An 18,615-nucleotide genomic window follows, 5' to 3' on the forward strand; every position below is an offset into this window, starting at 1 on the left:
TCACGGCGTTGCCGCACCACCGCAAAAACCTACTTCAACTTCCTCACGAATTCTTCCGGCGTCAGCCCCGGCGCGAACAGGAAACCCTGGCCGACATTGACCCCCAACCCCATCAGGTAGCGACGCTGGGCTTCGGATTCGATGCCTTCGGCCACCACGCCCAGCCCAAGGCTGCGGGCAATCCCGCAGATCGCCTCGCACACCGCCATGTCCGAACGGTCACCGGGCACGCCCTCCACGAACAGCTGGCTGAGCTTCAGGCCGTGGATCGGCAGCCGGCGCAGGTAATTCAACGCGCTGTAGCCCTCGCCGAAATCATCGATGGCCAGCATCACGCCCATCTCGCGCAGCCGGGCGAAGGTGCGCAGGGTGTCCGGGGCATCCTCGATCAGCACGCGCTCGGTGAACTCCAGCTCCAGTGCGGTGCCGGGCAGATGGAACTCATCCAGTGCCTGGCGCACCTTTAGGGCCAGATCGTCGCCGGTGAACTGGCGGTAGGACACATTGACCGCCACCCGCACCAGGCCGAGGCCTTCGTCCTGCCACTGGCGGACCTGGCGGCAGGCCTCGCGCAGCGCCCATTGGCCGATCCGCACGATGTCACCGGTACTCTCTGCGTGGGCGATGAACAGGTCCGGGCGCATCTCGCCCAGCTGCTCGTTCTGCCAGCGGATCAGCGCCTCGGCGGCGATCACCTCGCCGGTGCGCAGGTTCACCTGAGGCTGGTAGACCGGGCGGAATTCATCGGCTTCCAACGCGCGGTGCAGCCGGCTTTCGATCTGCAGGCGGTCGTGCTGGGCCTGCGCCAGCTCAGGTGAAAATACCTGCCAGCCGTTGCGGCTGCGGCGCTTGCAGTCATACATCGCGGTGTCGGCGTTCTGGATAAGCTGCTGCGGGCGCACGCCGTCGCGCGGCGCGCACGCGATGCCGATGCTGGCGGTGACCACGAACTCGTCGTTGCCGAACACGAACGCAGGTTCGAACGCGGCGGTGATGCGCTCGGCCAGCCGTTCGGGCTGGTCGGGCTGGTCGCGGGTATCGCAGATGACCAGGAACTCATCGCCACCAAAGCGCGCCAGCAGTCCTTCGGTGCCGATCGCATGGGCGATGCGGCGGGTGGCCTCCACCAGCAGTTCATCGCCTGCGCTGTGGCCCAGCAGGTCGTTGACTGTCTTGAAACGGTCCAGGTCGATGTACAGCACCGCGACCTTGCAGTGGGTCGGGTTGGACAGCCGCACCCCCAGGTCGCTGAGCACCGCATCGCGGTTCATGATGCCGGTCAGCGGATCGGTGCGCGCCTGGATGCGCAGGGTTTCCTCGGCCTGCTTGCGTTCGGTGATGTCCTGCACGGTGCCGGCGATGCGCGCGGCGTCCACGTCGCCTTCGGACACCTCGCCGATCATGCGCACCCAGAAGGTATGGCCATCGGCGCGCTGGCCGCGCAGTTCCAGGGTGAAGCTGCTGCGCGCCTCTACGCTGGCCGCCAGCGCCTGCTGCAGGGCCAGCCGGTCATCGCTGCGCAGGCACTCCATCAGCTCGGGCATGTCGTCCAGTGGCAGCTCCTGGCCGAGGATCCGGCGTGCTTCGTCGGTCAGGTACAGGCGCGCCAGGCCCCGATCCCACTCCCAGCCGCCGATGTGGGCCAGCGACTGGGCGCGGTCGAACAGCGCGTTGTTGCGCTTGAGTTCGGTGATGTCGCTGAACATCGCGAACACATGGTCGGCGTGGTCGCGCCCGTTGCCGAACACCGGCACGTTGGTGATCGACAACCACAGCATGCGGCCGCGCGGTCGGTGGTACAGCCCGACGATGGTGCTGCGGATGACCCGGCCCGCCTGGAAACAGCGGTTGGCCGGCCACTGGTCGTGGCCCAGCAGGTGCCCGTGTTCGTCCACCACGATCCAGTCGTGGGGGTCGAGCAGGGTCTGCAGGCTGGAGCCGGTGCCGGCCGTGCCCAGGATGCGGTGCGCGGCCGGATTGGCCGATACCACGTGCAGTGCGCGGTCGAACAGGATCACGCCTTTGTCGATGGATTCCATCAGCAGGCGATAGCGGGACTCGGCCTGCCAGCGCCCGCTCAGGTCGCGCGCCACCGCCACGATGCACGGTTCGCCCTGCAGTTCGAAGCCGGCCGAATGCACCTCCACCGGAAACCGGCTGCCGTCACCGCGCATGTTGGTGACTTCGATGACATAGGTGTCGCCGCGTTGCAGGGCGGCCCATACCGGTTCCAGGTGGTCGCTGGGCAGGTCCGGGTTCAACAGTTCGATCGGCTGGCCGACGATGGCCTCGCGCGGGCGTCCGTAGGCGCGTACGCCGGCGCGGTTGAGGTCCATCACCACGCCGGCCGAACTGAGGATGCTGACCGGGTCGGGCACTGCGTCGAACAGGGCGGCGTAGCGCTGCTCGGCGTCGTGGCGCTGCTGCATGGCCTCATCCAGGGCCTGCCTGGCCTGCTGCAGCAGCGCGTGCTGTTCGGCGCGGTGCGGCTGGGACAGTGCATGGTCCAATGCGGCCAGTGCGTCGCTCTGCGTGGCGGGATGTCCGCCAGCGGCCAGGTCGTCGCACGGGCCGCGGCGGCTCATGTCGGTGCCATCGCCTTGCCGACGCGGCTGCCGGTGGGCCGGCCCAACAGCGCCGACAGCCAGCGGCCGATCTCGGCCAGCGGCTCCAGCTCCACGCCGGTCTGCAGCCCCATCCCGTGCAGCAGGTACACCGCATCTTCGCTGGCCACGTTGCCGCTGGCGCCCTTCGCGTACGGGCAGCCGCCGGCGCCGGAGACCGCGCTGTCCACCACGCGCACCCCGGCCTCCACGCAGCTTGCGATATTGGCCACGGCCTGGCCGTAGGTGTCGTGGAAATGCACGGCCAGCGCCTGCATCGGCACCTCGGCAGCGACTGCCTGCAGCATGGCGCGCGCTTTGCGCGGCGTGCCCACGCCAATGGTGTCGCCGAGCGATATTTCGTAACAGCCCATTCCGTGCAGGGCGCGCGCCACGCGCACTACCTCGCTGACTGCAACCTCTCCCTGGTAGGGGCAGCCGAGCACGGTGGATACGTAGCCGCGCACGCGCACGCCATCCTGCGCGGCACGCTGCAGGATCGGTTCGAAGCGCGCCAAGGATTCGTCGATGCCGGCATTGGTATTGGTGCGGTTGAAGGTTTCCGAAGCGGCGGTGAACACCGCTACTTCCTGCACCCCCGCCGCCAAGGCGCGGTCGTACCCCTGCGCATTGGGCACCAGTACCGGATAGGCCACGCCCGCTGCCCGCTGGATGCCAGCGTAGACCTCGGCGGCATCGGCCAACTGCGGTACCCAGCGCGGGCTGACGAAGCTGGTGGCTTCGATGCTGCGCAGGCCGGTGGTCGACAACCGGTCGATCAAGGTGATCTTGTCGGCCGTGCTGACCGGCTGTTTCTCGTTCTGCAGGCCGTCACGCGGGCCTACTTCGACGATGCGGACATGATCAGACATCCCTGCGCTTCCCGTGGGTGGGGTGGGCGGCAGGGCAGGCAAGGGCAGGGCAGCAGGCAACGGTCACGGAACTTCCTGTAGATGAAGTGGCGCACGCAGGGGTGGCCACGAGAGAGATATACGCGGGCCGTCGCAGCAACCGGCCAGCCCACAGCATGAACGGCTTCACCGGGCGGGGCGCATGCGCGCAGCATCGGCCCGGCCCAGCCGCCGCGGCGTGAAGGCGGCGGGTCAGGTGCGGGCGGCCCACTCCGGCGGACGCTTGTCGAGGAACGCGCCCAGTCCTTCCTGGCCCTCCGCCGATACCCGCAGGTGGGCGATCAGCTCGGCATTGGCCTGGTCGCGCGCATCGGCATTGGCGTTGCCCAGCACGTCACGGACCAGCCTCTTGGCGCTGGCGGTGGCGACCGGTCCGGCCGCCAGCAGCAGGTCCAGCTGCTGCTCGACTGCGGCATCCAACTGGTCGCCCGCCACCACCGCGTGCACCAGTCCGATGCGCAGCGCCGTGGCGGCATCGAAGTGCTCGCCGGTGGCAAACCAGCGTCGCGCCTGACGCGGACCGATGGCGGCGATGACGTAGGGGGAGATGACCGCCGGGAGCAGGCCCAGCCGGCTTTCGGTCAGCCCGAAGCGTGCGCTGTCGGCGGCAATGGCGATGTCACAGCAGGCCACCAGGCCCACGCCGCCGCCGAATGCCGCTCCGTGGACCCGTGCCAGCGTCGGTTTGGGCAGCTCGTCCAGGGTGCGCATCAACCGGGCGAGCGCCAGCGCATCCTGACGGTTTTCCGATTCGCTGGCCGCCGCCATGCCGCGCATCCAGTGCAGGTCGGCGCCGGCGGAGAACGAGGCACCTTCGCCGGCCAGCACTACCGCGCGCACCGAAGGGTCGCCTCCGGCCTGCGCCAGCTCACCGGTCAGTTGGGCGATCAGGCCGTCGTCGAAGGCATTGTGCAGCGCCGGGCGGTGCAGGCGCAGGGTAAGCAGGGCGCCAGAGCGCTCGACCAGCAGGGAATCCGTCATAAAGTCCGCAAATACTCGATACCTGTACAGATCATAGCGGTCCAAAGGTCATGGGCCATGACGCGGCGCGGCGATGTTACAATTGATAACCATTCTTATCACTGGAAAGTGCGCGAGTGACGCTGTCCGATCTGCCCTTGCAAACCAACGCCGTGGTCGAAACCGTCCATGACACGCACGCCAACGACACCATCGCCCGTCGCCTGAGGGAGCTTGGCTTCGTCAGGGGCGAGTCCGTGCGCCTGGTGGCGCGTGGTCCGGTCGGTGGCGAACCCCTGCTGGTGCAGGTCGGTTTCACCCGCTTTGCGCTGCGCCGCAGTGAAGCCGCTCGCGTCCAGGTCAGCGCTGAACAGGGAGTGCCGGCATGAGCACCGCTGCAACCCTGCCGTTGCGCGTGGCCCTGGTCGGCAATCCGAACAGCGGCAAGACCGCGCTGTTCAACCAGCTGACCGGCAGCCGGCAGAAGGTCGCCAATTACACCGGCGTCACCGTCGAACGCAAGGAGGGCCGGATGCGCGCGCCATCTGGCCGCGAGTTCGCCATCCTCGATCTGCCGGGCGCCTACAGCCTGCAGCCGGCCAGCCTGGACGAGGCGATCACCCGTGACCTGTGCCGTGGCTTCTACCCCGGCGAGGCGGCACCGGACGTACTGCTGTGCGTGATCGATGCGACCAACCTGCGCCTGCACCTGCGCTTCGCGCTGGAACTGCGTGAGCTGGGCAAGCCGATGGTGGTGGCCCTGAACATGGTCGACGCGGCCGAGCGTCGTGGCATCAAGATCGATGTGCCGGCGCTGGAACGTGCGCTCGGCGTGCCCGTGGTGGAAACCGTGGCGGTGCGCAAACATGGCGCGCAGGCGCTGGTGGAGCGGCTGGATGCGATGGTGCCGCACCTCGGCGCACCGGTGGCGGCGGTGGAAGGCCAGGGCATCGACTACCACGTGCAGGTGCGCGGGATCCTCGACGCCGCCGTCAGCATGCCCACCCGCACCGCGAAGATCGATGACACGCTGGACCGCTGGCTGCTGCATCCGGTGTTCGGCCTGGCCACCCTGGTGGTGGTGATGTTCCTGATCTTCCAGGCGGTGTTCGCCTGGGCGACGCCGATGATGGATGGTATCGAGGCGCTGTTCGGCTGGCTCGGCGAACAGGCCGGCGCGGTGCTGCCCGAAGGCCCGCTGGCCAGCCTGGTCACCGATGGCATCATCGCCGGTCTGGGCGGGGTGGTGGTGTTCCTGCCGCAGATCCTGATCCTGTTCGCCTTCATCCTGGCGCTTGAAGAATCCGGCTACCTGCCGCGTGCGGCGTTCCTGCTGGACCGCATGATGGCGTCGGCCGGGCTGTCCGGGCGTTCGTTCATTCCGCTGCTGTCCAGCTTCGCCTGCGCGGTGCCCGGCATCATGGCCACGCGCAGCATCCAGGATCCGCGCGACCGCCTGGCGACCATCCTGGTGGCCCCGCTGATGACCTGCTCGGCGCGCCTGCCCGTGTATGCGCTGCTGATCGGCGCGTTCATTCCCGATGGCAAGGTCGGCATCTTCAACCAGCAGGGACTGGTGCTGTTCGGCCTGTACGTGGCGGGCATCTTCAGTGCGCTGCTGATGTCCTGGGTGATGAAGAAGTGGCGCCGCGACAAGAGCGAGCACCCGCTGATGCTGGAGCTGCCTTCATACCGCATCCCGCACCCGCGCGACCTGGCGGTGGGCCTGTACGAACGCGGCATGATCTTCCTCAAGCGCGTCGGTGGCATCATCCTGTCGCTGACCATCCTGCTGTGGTTCCTGCTGTCCTTCCCCGGCGCGCCGGCCAATGCGACGATGCCGGCCATCGATTACAGCTACGCCGGCCAGCTCGGCCATGCGATGACGGCGATCTTCGCCCCGCTCGGCTTCAACTGGCAGATCTGCATCGCGCTCATTCCCGGCATGGGCGCCCGCGAGGTGGCGGTGTCTTCGTTGGCGACCATCTACGCGCTGTCGGCGCCAGATGACGACGCAGCGATTTCCGCATTGACCCCGATCGTCAGTGACGGCTGGTCGCTGGCCACCGGCCTGTCGCTGCTGGTGTGGTTCATCTATGCCCCGATGTGCATCTCCACGCTGGCCACGATCAAGCGCGAAACCAATTCGTGGAAGCAGGTGGGTTTTGCGACCGTGTATCTGTTCGCCGCCGCCTACATCGCAGCCCTGGTCACCTATCAGGTGACCGTGGCGCTGGGAGGCGGCTGATGGAGGCCGGCCTGCTGCTGCAGTACCTGATCGTCGCGCTGGCGGTGCTGGCCAGTGCGTGGGTGGTGCTGAAGAAGCAGTTCCCGGGGACGGTACGCAAGGCGCGTGGCGCGTTGGCGCTGGGCCTGCTGCGTTCCGGTCGGCCGGGCTGGCGGCAGTCGCTGGGTCGACGCATCGCACCGCCAGCCAGTGGCGGCGGAGCCTGCGGCGGGTGTGACAGTTGCGGGCCGACGCCGCCGAAGGCGCACTGAGCGCGGTAGCGCCGGGCCCTGCTCGGCGAGCGCAGCGGCAGAGGCATCCACCACAGGCGATGGGCGCATGCCCCCTGTGCAAATGCAGGCCCAGCCGCTAGCCTTCCCGGATGAACCAGACTCCCCTGCGATTGCTCATCCATGGCGCTTCCGGGCGCATGGGCCAGGCCCTGCTGCGGCTGGCCGCCGAACATGCCGACACGATGAAAGTAGTGGGTGCCTACACCGGCCGCGCGCCTGCGCAGCGGGTGGTGGACGGCATCCCGCATTTCGCCGCCAAGGAACTGCACGGCGCTCCGCCGTTCGATGTGGCCATCGACTTCAGCCTGCCCGAAGGCTTCGATGCGATCCTGGCGCTGTGCGTGGAACGCGGCGCGGGCCTGGTCTCCGGCACCACCGGTATCAGCCAGGCGCAGCGCGATGCGCTGGATGCGGCGGCCAAGGCGATACCGCTGGTGTGGGCGTCCAATTTCAGCCTGGGCGTGGCGGTGCTGGATGAACTGGTCGAGCGCGCCGCGCAGGCGCTGGCTGGATGGGACTGCGACATCGTCGAAGCGCACCACACTCGCAAGCTGGATGCGCCTTCGGGCACCGCGCTGACGCTGGGGGCAGCGGTCGGGCGCGGCGGGGCCACGCCGCAGTACGCCAGCCTGCGGGCCGGCGATATCGTCGGTGAGCATCTCGTTCAGTTCACCGGGCTGGGCGAGCGGATCGAGCTGGTGCACCGGGCCACCAACCGCGATATTTTCGCCCGCGGCGCCTTGTTCGCCGCGCGGCAGCTGGCTGAACGCGCACCAGGGAACTACCGGGTGCGCGATCTGCTGAACGGCTGAACGGGGTGCGCCGTGGGCTCCGCGCGAAGGGCCCGCTGCGTTCGCCGACCATGAGTCGGCGCTACCTGCAACATGGCGCTGGCGCCGGGCGCCGCATGCGTCTACAATTCGCACTCGCCGAAACACGATAGCCGGACCGGTCCTGAACCGTACGTCCGCGCTTTTTTGCAACCGGTTTTTACCGTGAGCGCAGGCGTGACCTTCGGTACCCCATCGGTAGCCAAAGTGAGATTTCCGTGACCCAAGCCGCAATCCTCGTCCTCGAAGACGGCACCGTATTCGAGGGCGAATCCGTAGGCGCGCCCGGCCTGTCTGTCGGTGAAGTGGTGTTCAACACCGCCATGACCGGTTACCAGGAAGTGCTGACTGATCCGTCCTACGCCCGGCAGATGGTCACGCTGACCTACCCGCATATCGGCAACACCGGCATGACCGACCAGGACAACGAAGCGTCTAAGGTGTGGTCGGCCGGCCTGATCGTGCGCGACGTGCCGCGTCGCCCGAGCAGCTGGCGCAGCCAGGTCTCGCTGCAGGACTGGCTGCTGCAGCGTGGCGTGGTCGCCATCTCCGGTATCGATACCCGCAAGCTGACGCGCATCCTGCGCGAGAAGGGCGCCCAGAATGGTGCGCTGATGGCGGGCGAGGGCATCAGCGTGGAGAAGGCACTGGAGGCTGCACGCAGCTTCCCCGGGCTGAAGGGCATGGACCTGGCCAAGGTCGTGTCGACCGAAACCACCTACCAGTGGAACGAAGGCCAGCTCGATCTGGATGCCAACGCGTTCGTCAGCGTGCCGTCGCAGTACAAGGTCGTGGCTTACGACTACGGTGTGAAGACCAACATCCTGCGCATGCTGGCCGAACGCGGCTGCGATGTGACCGTCGTTCCTGCGCAGACCCCTGCGGCCGACGTGCTGGCGCTGAAGCCGGACGGTGTGTTCCTGTCCAACGGCCCGGGTGACCCGGAGCCGTGCGACTACGCAATCAACGCGATCAAGACCGTGCTGGACGCCAAGGTGCCGACCTTCGGCATCTGCCTGGGCCACCAGCTGCTGGCGCTGGCCTCCGGCGCGAAGACGCTGAAGATGGGCCATGGCCATCACGGTGCCAACCATCCGGTCCAGGACCTGGACAGCGGCCGGGTGATGATCACCTCGCAGAACCACGGGTTCGCGGTGGATGAAGCGACCCTGCCGGCTACCTTGCGGGTGACCCACCGCTCGCTGTTCGACGGCACCAACCAGGGCATCGCGCGCACCGACGTGCCGGCGTTCTCCTTCCAGGGCCACCCCGAGGCTTCGCCGGGACCGACCGACGTCGGCCCGTTGTTCGATCGTTTCGTGACCCTGATGGCCGAGGCCAAGGCCTGATGCGCGTTACCGCACTGCTGGCCGGCCTGTTGTTGGCCGGTACCGCAAGCGCCCAGCCGGCCACGCCGGCCGAGGTGGCGGTGATCATGCACCAGCTCGGCATGCACGGGCTTGGCAAGAGCAGCGCCGAAGTGCTGTTCGGCATCTCCCCGACGCTGAAGGCGTTGGACCAGGGCGGGCGTGATTGTGCGTCCAGCCAGATCGGCAAGCTGCTCGATGCCCACTTCCAGCAGCAGATCGCCGGCAATCTCGGTGAAGACGGGGCGGTGCTGGTCGGCGAATGGAAGCAGTTCATGGCCACGCCTGCCGGTGCCGACATGGGCCGCACTTTCCAGGCCAGCGCGGCGGCCCAGCAGGGCATGGCCAGCGAGGGACCGGAGGTAAGTGAAGCGAACAAGGTGGAGATCGCCCGCTTCATGGCAACCCCTGCCTTCCAGCGCTTCATCGACGGCCTGGGTGCTGACGGCGGGATGCCGGAAAACATAGGCCAGACGATGTCCGCCGCGCTCAAGAGCGAATGTGGCATCGACTTCGACGCGGAACAGATTTCCTGATCGTCAGCGTGCGATCACTCCCCCTTGTCACGCTGTACCGACCTAGAGAAGAAAATGGCAAAGCGCACTGACCTGAAAACCATCCTCATCATCGGTGCTGGCCCGATCGTCATCGGCCAGGCCTGTGAGTTCGACTACTCTGGCGCGCAGGCCTGCAAGGCACTGCGCGACGAGGGGTACCGCGTGGTGCTGGTCAACAGCAATCCGGCCACCATCATGACCGACCCGGAGATGGCCGACGCCGTCTACATCGAGCCGATCAACTGGCAGACGGTCGAGAAGATCATCGCCAAGGAAAAGCCCGACGCCCTGCTGCCGACCATGGGCGGCCAGACCGCGCTGAACTGCGCGCTGGACCTGGCCGACAACGGCGTGCTGGAGAAGTACAACGTCGAGCTGATCGGCGCCAAGCGCGAAGCGATCCGCATGGCCGAAGACCGCGAGCTGTTCCGCGTGGCGATGGGTGAGATCGGCCTGGAATGCCCGTCGGCGGCGGTTGCCCACACGCTGGAAGAAGCCCTGGACATCCAGACCCGCGTCGGCTACCCGACCATCATCCGCCCCAGCTTCACCCTGGGCGGCAGTGGCGGCGGCATCGCCTACAACCGCGAAGAGCTGATCGACATCGTCACCCGCGGCCTGGAACTGTCGCCGACCACCGAAGTGCTGGTGGAAGAATCGGTGCTGGGCTGGAAGGAATTCGAGATGGAAGTGGTCCGTGACACCGCGGACAACTGCATCATCGTGTGCTCCATCGAGAACCTGGACCCGATGGGCGTGCATACCGGTGACTCGATCACCGTGGCCCCGGCGCAGACCCTGACCGACAAGGAATACCAGCGCCTGCGCGATGCCTCCATCGCCGTGCTGCGCAAGATCGGCGTGGATACCGGTGGCTCGAACGTGCAGTTCGGCATCAACCCGCACACCGGTCGCGTGGTGGTGATCGAGATGAACCCGCGCGTGTCGCGTTCCTCGGCACTGGCCTCCAAGGCCACCGGCTTCCCGATCGCCAAGGTTGCCGCCAAGCTGGCCGTGGGCTACACCCTGGACGAACTGAAGAACGAGATCACCGGCGGCCTGACCCCGGCCTCGTTCGAGCCGTCGATCGACTACGTCGTCACCAAGATCCCGCGCTTCGCCTTCGAGAAGTTCCCGGCCGCCGATGCACGCCTGACCACCCAGATGAAGTCGGTGGGCGAGGTGATGGCAATGGGTCGCACCTTCCAGGAATCGATGCAGAAGGCCCTGCGTGGCCTGGAAACCGGCAAGGTGGGCTTCGACCCGACCGAGCTGGACCTGGGCAACGAAGACGACATGCAGACCCTGCGCCGCGAGCTGAAGGCCCCGGGCCCGGAGCGCCTGTTCTACGTGGCTGACGGCTTCCGTGCCGGCATGAGCGTGGAAGAAATCCATGCGCTGTCCTTCATCGATCCGTGGTTCCTGGACCAGATCGAAGAGATCATCACCGCCGAAGGCGAAGTCGCCGCCGGTGGCATCGACGCGCTGGACGCGGCGCGCCTGCGCAAGCTCAAGCGTGCTGGTTTCTCCGATGCCCGCCTGGCCCAGCTGACCGGCACCAACGAAGCGGCCGTGCGCGCGCTGCGCCGTGCGCACAAGGTGCGCCCGGTGTACAAGCGCGTGGATTCCTGCGCCGGTGAGTTCGCCACCGGTACCGCCTACCTGTACTCGACCTACGAGGACGAGTGCGAAGCGGCACCGAGCAACCGCGACAAGATCATGATCCTCGGCGGTGGCCCGAACCGCATCGGCCAGGGCATCGAGTTCGACTACTGCTGCGTGCACGCCGCACTGGCGCTGCGCGAAGATGGCTATGAGACCATCATGGTCAACTGCAACCCGGAGACCGTGTCCACCGACTACGACACCTCCGACCGCCTGTACTTCGAGCCGCTGACGCTGGAAGACGTGCTGGAGATCGTCGAACTGGAACAGCCGAAGGGCGTGATCGTGCAGTACGGCGGGCAGACCCCGCTGAAGCTGGCGCGCGCGCTGGAAGCCAATGGCGTGCCGGTGATCGGCACCAGCCCGGACTCCATCGACCTGGCCGAAGACCGCGAGCGCTTCCAGCAGCTGGTGGACAACCTGCGCCTGAAGCAGCCGCCGAACCGCATCGCCCGCAACGACCAGGAAGCACTGCTGCTGGCGCGCGAGATCGGGTACCCGCTGGTGGTGCGCCCGAGCTACGTGCTGGGCGGCCGTGCGATGGAAATCGTCTACGGTGAGTCCGACCTCGCACGCTACGTGCGTGACGCGGTGAAGGTCTCCAACTATTCGCCGGTGCTGCTGGACCGCTTCCTCGACAACGCCGTGGAAGTGGACGTGGACATCATCGCCGACAGCCAGGGCAACGTGCTGATCGGCGGGGTGATGGAGCACATCGAGGAAGCCGGCGTGCATTCGGGCGATTCCTCCTGCTCGCTGCCGCCGTATTCGCTGTCCGCTGAAACCCAGGCCGAGCTGCGCCGGCAGGTGGTGGAGCTGGCCAAGGCGCTGAACGTGGTCGGGCTGATGAACACCCAGTTCGCCATCCAGGCCGGTGAGAACGGTGAGGACATCGTCTACCTGCTGGAAGTGAACCCGCGTGCCTCCCGCACCGTGCCGTTCGTGTCCAAGGCCACCGGCATGCCGCTGGCCAAGATCGCCGCGCGCTGCATGGCCGGCAAGACGCTGGCCGAGCAGGGCGCCACCAAGGAAATCGTGCCGGACTACTACTCGGTGAAGGAAGCGATCTTCCCGTTCGCCAAGTTCCAGGGCGTTGATCCGATCCTCGGGCCGGAGATGCGCTCCACCGGTGAAGTGATGGGCGTGGGCCGCAGCTTCAGCGCCGCCTTCGCGCGTGCGCAGGAAGCCGGTGGCATCAAGGCGCCGCCGGTCGGCAAGGCCTTCGTGTCGGTACGTGACCCGGACAAGCAGCGCGTGCTGCCGGTCGCCGAGGCGCTGCTGGCCAAGGGCTACAGCCTGGTCGCAACCCGTGGCACCGCCGCGTGGCTGCAGCAGCACGGCATGGAATGCGAGATCGTCAACAAGGTGGTCGAGGGTCGTCCGCACATCGTGGACCGCATCAAGAACGGTGAGATCGTCTACATCGTCAACACGACCGAAGGCCGTGCGGCGATCAACGACTCGTTCTCCATCCGTCGCGAAGCGCTGCAGCATCGTGTTACCTATTCGACCACCATCGCCGGTGCCAAGGCACTGGTGCATTCGCTTGAATTCCGCGGTACCGGCCCGGTCTGGTCGCTGCAGGAACTGCACAAGGAACTGAACGCATGAGAGCTCCCATCACGATGAAGGGCGCGCAGCGTCTGCGCGAAGAGCTGGAACAGCTGAAGTCGGTCAAGCGGCCGAAGGTGATCGCTGCGATCGCCGAAGCGCGTGAGCACGGCGACCTGAAGGAAAACGCCGAGTACCATGCCGCGCGCGAAGAACAGGGCTTCATCGAAGGCCGCATCAAGCAGCTGGAAGGCGAGCTGTCGCACGCCGAGATCATCGACGTGTCCAAGCTCAATGCCGGTTCCAAGGTGGTGTTCGGCGCGTCGGTGACGCTGGCCGACGTGGAAACCGATGAAGAGAAGAACTACCAGATCGTCGGTGACCTGGAAGCGGACATCAAGCTCGGCCTGATCGCCATTTCCTCGCCGGTGGCGCGGGCGATGATCGGCAAGCTGGAAGGCGACAGCATCACCATCGATGCACCGGCCGGCCAGCGCGAGTACGAGATCGTCAGCGTCAGCTACGCAGGCTGATCGATGGCAACGGCAACGCTGCTGCTGGCTGCGCGCAGTCGATTCGCGGTGGCCGCGTTGCCCGATGAAGTGGCACGTGCGCTCGGTCGCGCCGAGCGCAGCGAGCACCCGGCCGGAGAGCGCGCGCAGCTGCAGCGTCACTTCCACGTGCAGGGGGCGTCCGATGCGCTTGATGCCGCCGGCGGCGGCGCGATGCCTGCTGCGGCACTGACCCGGCAGCTGGATGCCGGCGATGCGGCCGGCCACGTCTGGCTGCGCGCCGATCCGGCGCACATGGTGCCGGACATGCACGGTGCGCGGATGATGGGATACGGCGACACGCTGCGCCCGTCACACGAGGATGCCGTCGCCCTGCTGCCGGACCTGCTGCCGGTGTTCGCCGGACACGGCCTGCACCTGGATGCCCCGGTGGCGTCGCGATGGTACCTGCGCGTACCGGACGACATGACCTTGCCCGTGTTCGCCAGCCCGGATGACGTGCTCGGCGATGATCTTTTCAGCCACCTGCCGAGCGGCGCGGAAGGCCGGCACTGGCGTGCGCTGCTTACCGAAACCCAGGTGGTGCTGCATGCACATCCGTGGAACGGACAACGGGTCGCGCAGGGGCTGAGCCCGATCAACTCGCTGTGGTTCTGGGGCGCAGGACGCCTGCCGCACAGCGTGGCGACGCCGCATGCACAGGTGCGCAGCCGGGACGCGCTGCTGCGTGCGTTGGCGACGGCCGCCGGAGTGCAGGTGGATGGCGAGCAATCGGTGGATGCGCTGGTCGATCTGCGTCCGTTGCGCTCGCTGGACCAGTTGGCGAACCAGGCGATCATCCCGCTGCTGCAGGCGCTCCAGCGCGGTGAGCTGCACCGGCTGGTGCTGGATTTCGAGGACGGCGTTCAGTTCGGCTTCCAGCGCTCGCAGCGCTGGCGGTTCTGGAAGAAACCGCGACAGTTGCACGAGGCCTGAAGCAGCCCCGCCGTAGCGGGGTGGCCCTCGGCGGTACAGCATGTGACCACTGTGGAACGGCTTAGTCCATCCTGCCAAGGTAGGTCGGCAGCTGCCAGTGCCTGTGGCTCGGACCGACGCAGTCGGCGCCGACGAACTCGGCGCTCATCACCAGGCGCGCTCCGTCCCAGGCCCAATGCCGGGTCCTGCCGCAGGTGTCCGTGCCGGTCGCCACGCCTTCCTCCACGAACACCGCGTGAGGAGGGAGCGGAAACAGCGCGGCACCGGAGACCAGGGTGGGGGAGAACGGCGGGCGGTCGCGGACCAGCCACGTCCCTGCTGGAACGATGTAGCGCTCGGTCGCGCAGCTCAACACGGCCAGGACATGGCTGGCATCCACCCGTTCGACGCGAAGTCGGCGCGAAGACGCCTGGATGCAGGCGTCCTTGGCATCGGCCACCGGTTGCAGCAGCTGGCGCAGGTCCGCGCGCTCGGCCAGCAGGCCGTCGTCTTCGCGTGTTTCGACCACCAGCGGCGGTGCTTTCAGCGAAGGGGCCGGCACGGCAGAGGGCACCTTCGATTCCGGCTGCGCGCCTTTGCGTACCAGCGCACCTGGGGTGTGCAGCCGCCCCTGTACCTCGTCCATCTTCAGCAGCAACGGGCCGGCACCGCGCTCGGACAACGGCCACGCCTGGCCCATGCCATCGACCAGCTCGACGCGATCACCAGCCGCCAATGCTTCGATCAAGGCCGGCACGTGGCGATCGGGCAACGCCAGATCCTGCCCTTGGGATTCCATCCGACCGATCTCGCCGAGGTCCTTTCCCTTTGCGCGCAGCCGCAGCGTCCCCTGCGGCCCCCCCACCGTGGCAGAGCGCGGCGGCGGCGCATCCTCTGCGCCTTCCGCCATCGCGATGCGTGCGGTGACAGCGGTCTGCGGCCCCGCCGCGCGCTCGATCAGCATGCCGAGCATCAGCGGTGCCAACGGACCGAAAGCCGCTATCCGGCAGGTGCCGGTATTGTCGCAGGCCATGAACGCGTCCTGTTCGAAGAATGCAGCACCGCTGGCCGCGGTCGCGTGTGACATCGATGCGGCGTAAAGGGCAAAGCCGAACAGGGCGGTCGAAACAGGACGGCGCATGCTGAAATCCAATGCGTGGGGCGGGCAAGCATGGCTGATCGCGCTTGCTCCGCCAATCCCGATGGTGCTGCTGCGCGGTATCATGCGCATGTCCTCCGCAACCCGGCGATGCCGATGTCCCTTGCCGCCGATGCTGCGCAGCCAACGTCCGATGTGCCGATGATCCGCCGTCGCGATACGGTGCTGCCTGGTGCCTGGCCCGATGGCACGCTGCCGCTGCTGGCGCGCCTGTATGCCGCACGCGGCGCGCATACGCCCGAATTGGCGCTGCCCAAGCTGGGCAGCCTGCATGCCCCTGAGCTGTTGAGCGGCATCGATGGCGCCGTGCAGCTGCTGGCGACGGCGATCGCCGCGGACAAGCGCATCGTGGTGGTGGGTGATTTTGACTGCGATGGCGCCACGGCCTGTGCGGTCGGCGTGCGTGGCCTGCGCATGCTCGGCGCGCGCCACGTCGCGCATGCGGTGCCCAATCGAATGGTGCACGGCTACGGCCTGTCGCCGGCGCTGGTGGAAGAACTGGCCCTGCTGCAGCCGGATCTTCTGGTCACCGTAGACCACGGCATCGCCTGCCATGCCGGGGTGGCGGCGGCCAAGGCCAAGGGCTGGCAGGTGCTGGTCACCGACCACCATCTGCCCGGTCCGCAGCTTCCGCCGGCCGATGTCATCGTTGATCCGAACCTGCATGACGATGCCTTCCCCAGCAAATCGTTGGCCGGCGTGGGCGTGATCTTCTATGTGCTGCTGGCACTGCGCCGGCACCTGCGCGAGGCAGCGGTGTTCGCCGACGGCAAGGGACCGGACCTGGCCACGCTGCTGGACCTGGTCGCGGTAGGTACCGTCGCCGACCTGGTGGCGCTGGATGCCAACAACCGGGCGCTGGTCAGTGCCGGGCTGCGGCGCCTGCGCGCAGGGCAGGGCTGCGTCGGGCTGAACGCCTTGATCGAAGCCAGCGGGCGCGACGCCGCGCGCTTGACGGCCACCGATATCGGGTTCGCGCTGGGACCACGCTTGAATGCCGCCGGCCGCCTGGAGGACATGGCGCTGGGCATCGCGCTGCTGCTGACCGAGGACCCGGCACAGGCGCGCGACATCGCGCAGACGCTGGAGCAGATCAACGCCGAGCGACGCGCCGTGCAGCAGACCATGACCGACGATGCCGAGAAGGCCGTGGCCAGGGTGGTGCTGGACGACGACGGGCAGCGGCCGATCGCCGCAGTGCTGTTCGACGCCGAGTGGCATCCGGGCGTGGTCGGGCTGGTCGCCTCCAGGATGAAAGACCGCCTGCATCGTCCGGTGGTCGCCTTCGCGCCTGCGGAGCCGGGCGGTCACGCGTTGCGCGGTTCTGCGCGGTCGATTCCCGGCCTGCACATCCGTGACGCGCTGGCGCTGGTCGATGCACAGCAGCCGGGCCTGATCGAGCGCTTCGGTGGCCACGCGATGGCCGCCGGCATGAGCCTGCCGCATGCCCACCTGGCATCGTTCCATGCCGCCTTCGCCGCAGCCGTCCAGCAGATGCTGGACCCGGTGATGCTGCAGCAGCAGATACTCAGTGACGGCGAACTCGACAGCGACGAGCTCGACCATCGGCACGCCGACGCGCTGCGGCTTGCCGGCCCGTGGGGACAGGGGTTCCCGGAACCGCTGTTCGATGGACACTTCGAGGTGACCAACTGGCGGGTGTTGAAGGAACGCCACCTCAAGCTGGAACTGCGCCGCCCCGGCGTGGCCGGTCTGATCAATGCGATCCAGTTCGGTGGCTGGACCGGCAACGCGCCGGCCCGCAATGTCCACTTGGCGTATCGGTTGGCCTGCGACGATTACCGCGGCGGCACCGCCATCCAGCTGATCGTCGAACACTGCAGCGCGGCCTGACGAATCCCGGGCTGCGGCGAGCGCTGGTAGCGCCGCGCCATGCCCGGCGGATGCGATGACCGTTCGCGGCTGACCCTCATTCCTTGACCGTGGTCACCCGCGTCGGCAAGTCCCACGCACCGCCCGCAGCGACTAGTCGACACAGGCCCGTGGTAGTGGCAGAGGTCGCCACGAAGCGTTTACCGTCCCAGCCCCAGGTGTTCATCGACCAGCAGTCACCCAGGCCTCGCCCCTTGTGCGATCCACTGATGCTGCGGCCGTCATCATCAGTGCCGAAGTGGGTGACCAGCTGCGGCTCGTAGGGTGCCTGCGCGTTGACTACCCAGTAGCCGCTGCCCGCGTTGTAGGCGCCACGCCAGCACAGGGCCGATACCAGCAGCTTGTCCGCGCTCAGGCGCTGCACCTTCAACGGCACGACAGGCTCATCCATCGACTCGGTCTGGTCGGGCTGCAAGGCCGCGCAGTCATCGGGCGGAGTGGCGGCCACCAGGGCGGCGCGCAGCGCACCGGAACCGGCCAGTGCGGCGTCGGACGGGCGCGCCGCGGCCAATTTCGCCAGCGTCACCACCGGCATCGGCAACGCTGCAGGCACCGATGATTCCGCGCGCTTGCCCTTGCGCATCACCGCGCCGGGCGTGCCCAGCCGACCCTGGAACTCATCCATTTTCAGCAAGACTGCCGAAGCGCCCCGCGCCGACAGCGTCCATTGCCGCTGATCGTCGCCGGTAAAGATGACACGGCCTGCGCCGGGACCGCTCACCGACGCCAGCAGGGCAGCTACCTGGGGCGCGCTCAACGTCGCCGTGCCCGCGCTGGCTGCGTAATCCAGTGGACCCTGGTCGCGTCCGTCGACCTGCATCCGCAGCTTCGCGGGCAGCACGGTTTCTTCGTACTGGCCCAGCATCAGGCTGGCGCTGATCGGCTGCTCGGGCCCGCCGTGGCGCGTCAGCAGCACCGATACCGGCAGCGGGTCGGCGTCTTCTTCGTTCTGGTAGCCCGCCGCGCGGCAGGTCCGCGTGTTGTCGCAGGCCACGGTCCAATCGTGATGGCTGAAGTCGATGCCGACCAGATCAGACGGCGAAGCACACAGGGCGGGCAGCGGGGCCAGCAGCAGAAGCAGCAACGAGGATAGGCGCATGGACGAGGAGCACTATGAAAGAGACCCGGGCATG

General features: G+C 67.6%; 15 protein-coding genes. 10 read left to right on the forward strand and 5 right to left on the reverse strand.

The window, feature by feature from the left end:
• Positions 1-29 precede the first annotated feature (29 nt).
• From CXG43_RS08955 to CXG43_RS08965, 3 genes are all read right to left on the reverse strand, one after another.
• Positions 30-2,585 carry an EAL domain-containing protein gene (locus CXG43_RS08955; RefSeq protein ID WP_101099657.1) on the reverse strand — a complete coding sequence of 852 codons (2,556 nt, stop codon included), beginning with the start codon at positions 2,583-2,585 and terminating at the stop codon, positions 30-32.
• Positions 2,582-3,475, reverse strand: a complete 894-nt coding sequence (locus CXG43_RS08960) for a hydroxymethylglutaryl-CoA lyase (protein WP_101099658.1) — start codon at positions 3,473-3,475, stop codon at positions 2,582-2,584. Before CXG43_RS08960 ends, CXG43_RS08955 begins: the two co-directional genes overlap by 4 nt.
• Positions 3,476-3,706: 231 nt before the next feature.
• Positions 3,707-4,495, reverse strand: coding sequence for an enoyl-CoA hydratase/isomerase family protein (locus CXG43_RS08965; RefSeq protein WP_101099659.1), 789 nt, complete (start codon positions 4,493-4,495; stop codon positions 3,707-3,709).
• 116 nt (positions 4,496-4,611) lie between these two features.
• Here CXG43_RS08965 and CXG43_RS08970 point away from each other — a divergent pair, with 116 nt between their 5' ends.
• The 9 genes from CXG43_RS08970 (at position 4,612) to CXG43_RS09010 (ending at position 14,451) form a co-directional block, all read left to right on the forward strand.
• Complete coding sequence (locus CXG43_RS08970) at positions 4,612-4,863, forward strand: FeoA family protein (RefSeq protein ID WP_101099660.1); 252 nt, start codon at positions 4,612-4,614, stop codon at positions 4,861-4,863.
• Positions 4,860-6,722: a ferrous iron transporter B gene (locus CXG43_RS08975; RefSeq protein ID WP_101099661.1), complete on the forward strand. Its 1,863-nt coding sequence runs from the start codon at positions 4,860-4,862 to the stop codon at positions 6,720-6,722. Before CXG43_RS08970 ends, CXG43_RS08975 begins: the two co-directional genes overlap by 4 nt.
• Positions 6,722-6,973 (forward strand): DUF6587 family protein, encoded by a 252-nt coding sequence (locus tag CXG43_RS08980; RefSeq protein ID WP_101099662.1) that lies wholly within the window; start codon positions 6,722-6,724, stop codon positions 6,971-6,973. The genes CXG43_RS08975 and CXG43_RS08980 overlap by 1 nt, the downstream gene beginning before the upstream one ends.
• Before the next feature lie 110 nt (positions 6,974-7,083).
• Entirely contained in the window at positions 7,084-7,806 is a 723-nt protein-coding gene (dapB, locus tag CXG43_RS08985) for a 4-hydroxy-tetrahydrodipicolinate reductase (RefSeq protein WP_101099663.1), read from the forward strand.
• Between the two features lie 236 nt (positions 7,807-8,042).
• On the forward strand, positions 8,043-9,173 hold the full coding sequence (gene carA, locus CXG43_RS08990; protein WP_101099664.1) for a glutamine-hydrolyzing carbamoyl-phosphate synthase small subunit: 1,131 nt from the start codon (positions 8,043-8,045) through the stop codon (positions 9,171-9,173).
• On the forward strand, positions 9,173-9,727 hold the full coding sequence (locus CXG43_RS08995; protein WP_101099665.1) for a hypothetical protein: 555 nt from the start codon (positions 9,173-9,175) through the stop codon (positions 9,725-9,727). The genes carA and CXG43_RS08995 overlap by 1 nt, the downstream gene beginning before the upstream one ends.
• A gap of 54 nt (positions 9,728-9,781) precedes the next feature.
• Entirely contained in the window at positions 9,782-13,024 is a 3,243-nt protein-coding gene (gene carB / locus CXG43_RS09000) for a carbamoyl-phosphate synthase large subunit (protein WP_101099666.1), read from the forward strand.
• Between the two features lie 8 nt (positions 13,025-13,032).
• Positions 13,033-13,497 (forward strand): transcription elongation factor GreA, encoded by a 465-nt coding sequence (greA, locus tag CXG43_RS09005; protein WP_182657515.1) that lies wholly within the window; start codon positions 13,033-13,035, stop codon positions 13,495-13,497.
• A gap of 3 nt (positions 13,498-13,500) precedes the next feature.
• Positions 13,501-14,451 (forward strand): phosphoglycerate mutase, encoded by a 951-nt coding sequence (locus CXG43_RS09010; RefSeq protein ID WP_101099668.1) that lies wholly within the window; start codon positions 13,501-13,503, stop codon positions 14,449-14,451.
• A gap of 61 nt (positions 14,452-14,512) precedes the next feature.
• Here the strand turns inward: CXG43_RS09010 and CXG43_RS09015 are convergent, their stop codons facing one another.
• Positions 14,513-15,571 (reverse strand): DUF1176 domain-containing protein, encoded by a 1,059-nt coding sequence (locus CXG43_RS09015; protein ID WP_157825206.1) that lies wholly within the window; start codon positions 15,569-15,571, stop codon positions 14,513-14,515.
• A 114-nt stretch (positions 15,572-15,685) separates the two neighbouring features.
• Between CXG43_RS09015 and recJ the strand changes: the two genes are divergently transcribed.
• A complete protein-coding gene (recJ, locus tag CXG43_RS09020; protein ID WP_101099707.1) occupies positions 15,686-17,443 on the forward strand; it encodes a single-stranded-DNA-specific exonuclease RecJ in 1,758 nt (585 codons plus the stop codon).
• A gap of 76 nt (positions 17,444-17,519) precedes the next feature.
• On the opposite strand, the gene CXG43_RS09025 is transcribed toward recJ, so the two are convergent.
• Positions 17,520-18,581, reverse strand: a complete 1,062-nt coding sequence (locus CXG43_RS09025; RefSeq protein ID WP_101099670.1) for a DUF1176 domain-containing protein — start codon at positions 18,579-18,581, stop codon at positions 17,520-17,522.
• Positions 18,582-18,615: the final 34 nt, after the last annotated feature.

This window comes from Stenotrophomonas sp. Bg11-02 (assembly GCF_002836635.1).
Lineage (GTDB): Bacteria > Pseudomonadota > Gammaproteobacteria > Xanthomonadales > Xanthomonadaceae > Stenotrophomonas > Stenotrophomonas lacuserhaii.

Bases quoted from the DNA above. Each gene is read 5' to 3' on its own strand.
- carB (WP_101099666.1), top strand. From the start codon at position 9,782: ATGGCAAAGCGCACTGACCTGAAAACCATCCTCATCATCGGTGCTGGC.
- CXG43_RS08955 (WP_101099657.1), bottom strand. From the start codon at position 2,585: ATGAGCCGCCGCGGCCCGTGCGACGACCTGGCCGCTGGCGGACATCCC.
- CXG43_RS08995 (WP_101099665.1), top strand. From the start codon at position 9,173: ATGCGCGTTACCGCACTGCTGGCCGGCCTGTTGTTGGCCGGTACCGCA.
- CXG43_RS08975 (WP_101099661.1), top strand. From the start codon at position 4,860: ATGAGCACCGCTGCAACCCTGCCGTTGCGCGTGGCCCTGGTCGGCAAT.
- recJ (WP_101099707.1), top strand. From the start codon at position 15,686: ATGTCCCTTGCCGCCGATGCTGCGCAGCCAACGTCCGATGTGCCGATG.
- CXG43_RS09025 (WP_101099670.1), bottom strand. From the start codon at position 18,581: ATGCGCCTATCCTCGTTGCTGCTTCTGCTGCTGGCCCCGCTGCCCGCC.
- CXG43_RS09010 (WP_101099668.1), top strand. From the start codon at position 13,501: ATGGCAACGGCAACGCTGCTGCTGGCTGCGCGCAGTCGATTCGCGGTG.
- CXG43_RS09015 (WP_157825206.1), bottom strand. From the start codon at position 15,571: ATGCGCCGTCCTGTTTCGACCGCCCTGTTCGGCTTTGCCCTTTACGCC.
- CXG43_RS08960 (WP_101099658.1), bottom strand. From the start codon at position 3,475: ATGTCTGATCATGTCCGCATCGTCGAAGTAGGCCCGCGTGACGGCCTG.
- CXG43_RS08980 (WP_101099662.1), top strand. From the start codon at position 6,722: ATGGAGGCCGGCCTGCTGCTGCAGTACCTGATCGTCGCGCTGGCGGTG.
- CXG43_RS08965 (WP_101099659.1), bottom strand. From the start codon at position 4,495: ATGACGGATTCCCTGCTGGTCGAGCGCTCTGGCGCCCTGCTTACCCTG.
- dapB (WP_101099663.1), top strand. From the start codon at position 7,084: ATGAACCAGACTCCCCTGCGATTGCTCATCCATGGCGCTTCCGGGCGC.